This is a genomic window from Chroococcidiopsis cubana SAG 39.79, from assembly GCF_003991895.1.
Taxonomy (GTDB): domain Bacteria; phylum Cyanobacteriota; class Cyanobacteriia; order Cyanobacteriales; family Chroococcidiopsidaceae; genus Chroococcidiopsis; species Chroococcidiopsis thermalis.
The window spans coordinates 58,096-64,898 of the sequence record NZ_RSCK01000022.1 but is presented as its reverse complement, the minus strand read 5'-3'; the positions used below and the strand labels follow the sequence as shown (position 1 = coordinate 64,898).

The following is a 6,803-nucleotide window of genomic DNA, read 5'->3' as shown; positions in this document are numbered from 1 at the left end:
CGGGTGCAAAGTGGTGGAGTCGGCAACCAACACGATTTGGTAGGCAGATTCTTCATGGAGCATCCCTATCTCATTTCTGGCAAAGCCGAATTGTCCAACTCAGCTGAGTTATATACGCGAATTAAGTTTCCCGTGGGTGAAACATTTCTGGCAACAGGCTTAGGCTTGTCCAAAGAAGTGCAAGAACGCGAACAGATTCTGAATTTTGGCTTGAGATTATTAGCCATTGACGAATGGTTAGAAGCTTACAAGCGATTGCGATCGCAAACTCAACAGTCAGTCCGACATAAAGCTTTTCCTTCCATTGCAGAAGGACGGAAGAACGCAGGTAAGTCTTCTACAATTGCGGATTTCATCAAAGTCGCTAGCCGTCCCGATCGCTTTGCTGACAGAATGACAAAAAAACTGTTTCACCAATCCATGGCAGCGCGACAATTCAACAGTTGCGATACCCATTTAATTGGGGAGCAAGCACCAAATCCCGATAGTCGGGTTACTCTCAGCCGCGATCGCGATAAATTAGGGATGAATCGCGTCCAGCTTGACTGGCGTTTGAGTCCAATTGACAAGTATACAATTGCGCGATCGCAGCAGTTAATCGCAGCAGAATTCGAGCGTTCTGGACTGGGTAAAATTCACGTCGAACTAACTGACGATGAAGCGACTTGGCGATCGGTCGCTGGCTCGTATCATCATATCGGCACAACCCGCATGAGTAGCAACCCCAGGGAAGGTGTGGTTGACGAGCATTGTCAAGTGCATGGCATTCACAACTTATATGTTGCTGGTAGCTCGGTTTTTCCCACCAGCGGACTCTCCAATCCTACTCTCACGATTGTCGCTTTAGCGATCCGACTTGCCGATCGCCTGAAAGATCGCCTGGATAACTCTGCTGAAATCAGTCCAGCAGTTGCAGTTCAGGCTCTTTAGTTTAATCGTGAATTTTGCACAAGAGATCCCCCAACCCCATTTTCAAGGGGACTTCTGATTCCCCCCTTTTTAAGGGGGGTTAGGGGGGATCGAGATCTAAAACTTCCAGTCCGTAACCCCTAAACAATTCTGACAGATGAATCACCAGCAACCGCGCCTCAGCATTGGTATGCCCGTGTATAATGCCGAGCAGTATATCATAGAAGCAATAGATGCAATTTTGGCTCAAACCTATACAGATTTTGAGCTGATTATTTCAGACAATGCCTCCAGCGATCGCACTCAGGAAATCTGTCAAGCATACGCAGCAAAAGATCGGCGGATCAAATACTATCGGAACGATCGCAATATTGGCGTTCATCGAAATTACAGACGCGCCTTTCAATTAGCGACAGGCGAATATTTTAGATGGGCTACCCACGATGATATTTGCGCTCCACAAGGGATTGAAAAATGCGTTGAAGTTTTAGATCGAAATCCAGATGTCGTATTGTGCTACACCAAGACTAAATTAATTAACGAGCATGGCACGATTTTGGAGCAAAACTACGATGAAAACCCCCTACTTACTAATTCACCACACGCTCATATTCGCTTTCGGAATTTGATAATTGACTCTTTTTCTCGACGTTATCGCGGTCAGCAACTTTTTGGAGTCATGCGTCATAGTGTTGCTGCAACAACTCCTCTTTTAGGCGATTACTCTGGTGGGGATAAGCCTTTTCTGGCTCGCATGACTTTATTAGGTAAATATTATGAAGTTCCTGAATATTTGTTCTTTAACAGAGAACATTCTCAGCGTTCTTCTAGTAAGGAGATGAATAGTCCCTACCTACGTATGCGGTTATTTAACCCTGATACCAAAGGAGAAAAACCTGTCTTTCCTAGATGGAGTGTTTTCTTAGATTATTTAAGTGCTATTAAAGATGTACCTCTCAGCCTATCCGAACGAATTCGTTGCTATTTAGTTCTCGGGACTTGGTTAGGAAAAAACAAGAACTGGGAGCAATTAGTTAAAGAATTAATTAAGGCATCTGTCTGGTCTATTTATTTTTCTAAACATCGCCAGATGTTAGTACAACAACACCAAGCTGAAATTCCATCAAGTTGATTATAACTGTCATTAGCGATTGGTCATCTATTAAATCATAACGTCTTGCTTTAAGTTTCAGGCGTGCAACCCTCACGGTAAGGGTCTTAAATCACTTTCGTGAAGTTAGACATACTCAAAACGGGATGGGCTACAAAAAATGAGAATTCTAGAAAAAATTTCTCACAAATCTAATTTAACAGCAAGAAAATATCTGACCAATTTATTGGTGCATGAGGTCAAACTTGAGGAGCATTATAAGAATTCTCAAAGAGAAAATTTATCATGTTCTGGTCAAAATATTTATATACCAGAAGCTCAACAAATGAATTTTTTCCGCGAGATTAAGCATTTGCAAGCAGCAAATTATTCTCTTCCAGATATATACACGACTACTTTACATGACGTAATTTACTGTACAAAATTTGATATTTTGCTGACAAAAACGCGCAAAGTTATCTCGAACTCCATAAACACCACTATCGAGCAGAATAAATACGATATTGCAGAAAATACTTATTTCAATAAAATAGAAAAAATTGCGGGCGTTTGTGCTATTTTTCGTTCGTTTGCCAATGGTTATTATCACCAGCTAATCGATAACATTCCGCGAATTTTCTTGCTCGATCAACCGCAATATAAAGACATAGAAGAAATTAAATTGCTAGCTTCAACAAAAATTTCTAGATCGGAAGAGTTTTTGCTCTCAAAAATACTACCCAACAATGTAAAACTTACCAAGGTAAGTCCAGATAAAAATTATGCGATCGAAAATCTAATCTTTCCTTCTTTTCTAACTCGTCGCCATGCAGGATACTTACCCTCTGATTATTTAAGATTTTTCACAGAGAAAGTAACGCCACAACGACCGCGAAAGAAAATCAATCGTATTTTCATCTCTAGAAAAGCTTCAAAAAAGGGACGACATATTTTGAATGAAGATGAACTATTTGATATGTTGAGTAAGTACGGATTCAAGAAATACCTACTTGAACAGATATCAATTGAAGATCAAATCGATCTTTTTAGTGATAGCGAATACGTTATAGGTTCGCATGGTGCTGGACTTGCTAATATTATTTTTGCCGAAGGAGTTAATGTCTTAGAAATATTTCCTACACAGGAGATTTTGCCACATTTTTACTTCTTAGCAAAATCTCTGAATCATAATTATGAATACTGGTGCGGTCAGGCAACATCCAAAAACAGCAATTTTGTGGTTAATGTATCAGAGATTGCAAGAATGATAGCTAGTCAAGAAATGTGTTCAACCTAATATTGTAATCGATAGACATTGGAAACAGAGCTATTTATTTTTAGCTCTAAATTGTTGTAGTCGCAAGTTTTAAGAGGAGTCAAGCAATGAAATCGCTTTTATCTAAAATTAAGCCAACCGATATCTTTTCAGAACCATTTCCTCATATTGTCATTAAAGATGCTTTGGATGAAGAAGTCTACTCAAAGCTGAAATCAGAATGGGCTGATATTGAAATTTTAAGGCAAGGAGAAGACAACAAAGGAACAGATTTGTCTAGCAATAAAAGATTGCATTATTTAGCACAAGAAAGTTTAAATGACGAGCGAATTACTCCTTTCTGGAAAGAGTTTATTGCTTTACATACATCCGATACATTCTTTCAAGAGTTTCTGACGATCTTTAAAGACTATATTGTCCAAATGTATCCTGACTTTGAGCAAAAATATGGCTCGTTTGCAACGCTAAAGTCTGGATTGCGAAAAGTTGACACGTTTGAAAGTGTAGATGTGTTACTCGACGCACTGATTTGTATAAATACACCCGTTATTACTAAACCAAATGCAGTCAGAGGCGCGCACATAGATTTACCAGATAAACTATTCGCCGGACTATTCTATCTGCGCGATCCGCAAGATACATCGACAGGAGGCAATCTGGAAATTTATAAATTTAAGAACGGCAAGCCTTACGGATTTAGAAGCAGTGCAATTGATGATTCTTATATCAAGCATGTAAAAACAATTGAGTACGATCGCAACGTTCTTATATTATTCCTGAACTCAGTTTATTCGTTACATGGTGTCAGCGTGCGATCGCTAACAGAGTCGCCTCGATATTTTGTGAATTTAGTTGGCGAAGTCAAACAGCCTTTATTCAATCCTAAGCAATATCAAGAATTACCTTCGTTCAAAACGAAATACATCAGAAAACTAGAAAACGCCATCAAAAAAGTAGCTCTGGCAGCCAAGTAAGCGACTCATATAAAGAGGTTTTATTCAGCACATGATCTATAGCGAAACCGAAAAGCTCGCCCCTGACATCACAAATACTATTACCACGCCTGCGACAAATACTATTTTAGTCATTTGTCCTCTCCCATACCCTCCAACCAATGGTACTAGAGTTCATATTTGGGGATTAATTCTGTTCTTCAAACAAACTGGCTGGCGAGTCGTTGTTGCTGCATACAATTGGCCCGGACAGAGAATTTTTAAAGCCGATGGTGAACCTGGAATTGACTTACCAATAGATATAGAATTTCACCTATTTGAACGCAGTTTTCGTTATTCTGTAGCGAAAGATCCGCATACAGCACAAAATCTGCACAAGCTACAAACGTTGATTGAAGATTGCAAACCCCAGGTTGTTTGGTGTAATTATTCCGATCTCGTACCGCTAGTCTCTCAACTCGACTTAAAAGGAGCGCATCTCTGGTTTCGACCGCACGATTTTGAACTAGCGCACAACATAGAAACAGCGATCGCCTCTCGACCTTGGAAAACTGGGTGGAACCAAAACACTTTTAAACAAACCGTTAAGTGGAGCAAAAAACTCTTACAACAAACAACCCAATCCTTTGCTTCCGAGCGCCAAATGCATCGAATTTCCGACCGGATCTTTTTCAATGCTTACAGCGACATGCAGTTTATGTCGCGCCTCTACGGTGGGACTGTGCGTAAAGATTGGGTCGTCCCTTTTTTAGAACGAGAACGCATTCCGGTAAAAGATAACAAGTCACCGCTCGATGTTGTATACATTAGCAGCAATTACGTCAGTCCAACCCATCTATCGGGAGTGAGACAGCTGCTACAACGAGTCATTCCGGCAGTCGAGCAAGCCATGCCCGGTCAATTTCGCTTTCACTTTGTCGGCAAGGGTTGTGCCGAGCATTTAAGCCAGTATGCCTCAAACGCGATCGTCATTCACGATTTTGTTGACGATTTGTCAGCTTTCATGCGCGACAACATTGATATTGCTTGTTTGCCAGTGGAAATTGGTTGGGGATGCAAAATCAAAGTTTTAGAAGCAATGGCTTCTGGCTTGCCTGTAATTGGTTTACCTCAGACTTTTCGCGGCGTACCACCAACACCAGGAGCTTACTATGCCTGCCACAGCACGCAGGAATTTGTCTCAGCCTTCAGAGCTTTACAAGATACAAACACACGCCGACAAGCAGCAAGTGCAGGATTAACCACCTATACAGCATGGCGAAATGAAGGACGGCAAATTCTGAGCGAAGCATTAAATCAGTTAACAGGGAGCAGGGAGTAGGGAAAGACAAGGGGGACAAGGGAGAGCGCTCTGGAAAATTCTCCCTTGTGTCCTCCCACACCCCACACTTCCCACACTTCCCACACCCTATTTACTACTTTCCACTGGTTCCACTAGCCACCAGCCACTAGCCACTAGCCACTCATCCGATCGAGGTATTGAAAATATGCAATGCATAGAGCCAGAGCCTAAAACTTATGTTTTACAAGTTGTCGAACTGCTCAAACAAGAAGCAGATGCAATTATCAAAACAGCAAATCAATTACAGCCAGAAGGTATAGAACGAGCAGTTGAGCTGTTGGCTGATTGTCACGGTAAGGTTGTCTTGGTGGGTGTTGGCAAGTCAGGAATTATCGCCCAGAAAATTGCTGCAACTCTAACCAGTACGGGGACATCAGCGGTTTTTCTGCACCCATCTGATGCCTTGCATGGTGATATTGGAATTGTGGCTGGAGGTGACGTTGCTGTGATCTTGAGTAACAGTGGCGAAACTGATGAATTGGTTGCCATGTTGCCCTATCTTAAATGTCGGCAGATCCCAATTATTGCGATCGTCGGCAGACTGCGTTCCACGCTTGCTTACAATGCTGATGTAAGTCTCAATGCAGCAGTCGATCGCGAGGCTTGTCCGTTTAATTTAGTCCCCACAAGTAGTACAACTGTCGCCTTGGCAATTGGAGACGCGCTGGCGATCGCCCTGATGCACGTTAAAGGTTTAACCCCAGAAGCGTTTGCATTTAACCATCCTGCGGGACGATTGGGCAAACGCTTGACTCTCAGGGTAAGAGATTTAATGCACGCTGGCGCGCACAATCCCGTTGTTTCACCTGAAGCCGCTTGGATTGAAGTCTTGAGTGCAATTAGCGAAGGTGGGTTGGGTGCTGTCAATGTCGTAGACGATCTGGGTTGTTTAGTCGGAATTATTACAGATGGCGATTTGCGACGATTGCTACAAAAAGTCAAACATCAAGAGTTGGAAACGCTGACAGCAGGAACGATCGCCACAGCAAATCCAATTGCGATCGCCCCCGATATACTTGCCTACCATGCCTTGGAATTAATGGAAAATCGCCCTTCCCAAATTTCTATCTTGCCCGTAGTTGAGGAACAACGTTGCATCGGTTTAATTCGGGTACACGATATAGTTCGCAGCGGCATTTGATTGGGAGTGGTAGTTGGTAATTGGTAATTGGTAGTTGTGTTGTCCCTCTTGTCTCAATTGTGAATTGCGAATTGAATTGTCTCCCCTGTTCC

The 6,803-nt window shown here is 42.1% G+C and carries 6 protein-coding genes; all 6 read left to right on the top strand.

Translation table 11 applies throughout. From position 1 onward, the window contains the following. A partial coding sequence (locus DSM107010_RS41285; RefSeq protein ID WP_241994225.1) for a GMC family oxidoreductase occupies window positions 1–930 on the top strand: 930 nt, incomplete at its 5' end. 136 nt (window positions 931–1,066) lie between these two features. Next, window positions 1,067–2,041, top strand: a complete 975-nt coding sequence (locus DSM107010_RS15565) for a glycosyltransferase family 2 protein (RefSeq protein WP_015152822.1) — start codon at window positions 1,067–1,069, stop codon at window positions 2,039–2,041. A 139-nt stretch (window positions 2,042–2,180) separates the two neighbouring features. Continuing rightward, window positions 2,181–3,296, top strand: a complete 1,116-nt coding sequence (locus DSM107010_RS15560; protein WP_106166108.1) for a glycosyltransferase family 61 protein — start codon at window positions 2,181–2,183, stop codon at window positions 3,294–3,296. A gap of 86 nt (window positions 3,297–3,382) precedes the next feature. Further along, the gene (locus DSM107010_RS15555) at window positions 3,383–4,249 is read left to right on the top strand and encodes a 2OG-Fe(II) oxygenase family protein (protein ID WP_106166109.1); all 867 of its coding nucleotides are present in this window, start codon (window positions 3,383–3,385) and stop codon (window positions 4,247–4,249) included. Window positions 4,250–4,280: 31 nt separating this feature from the next. Then, window positions 4,281–5,549 (top strand): glycosyltransferase family 4 protein, encoded by a 1,269-nt coding sequence (locus tag DSM107010_RS15545; protein WP_106166110.1) that lies wholly within the window; start codon window positions 4,281–4,283, stop codon window positions 5,547–5,549. 166 nt (window positions 5,550–5,715) lie between these two features. Next, complete coding sequence (locus DSM107010_RS15540) at window positions 5,716–6,711, top strand: KpsF/GutQ family sugar-phosphate isomerase (protein ID WP_106166111.1); 996 nt, start codon at window positions 5,716–5,718, stop codon at window positions 6,709–6,711. Window positions 6,712–6,803: the final 92 nt, after the last annotated feature.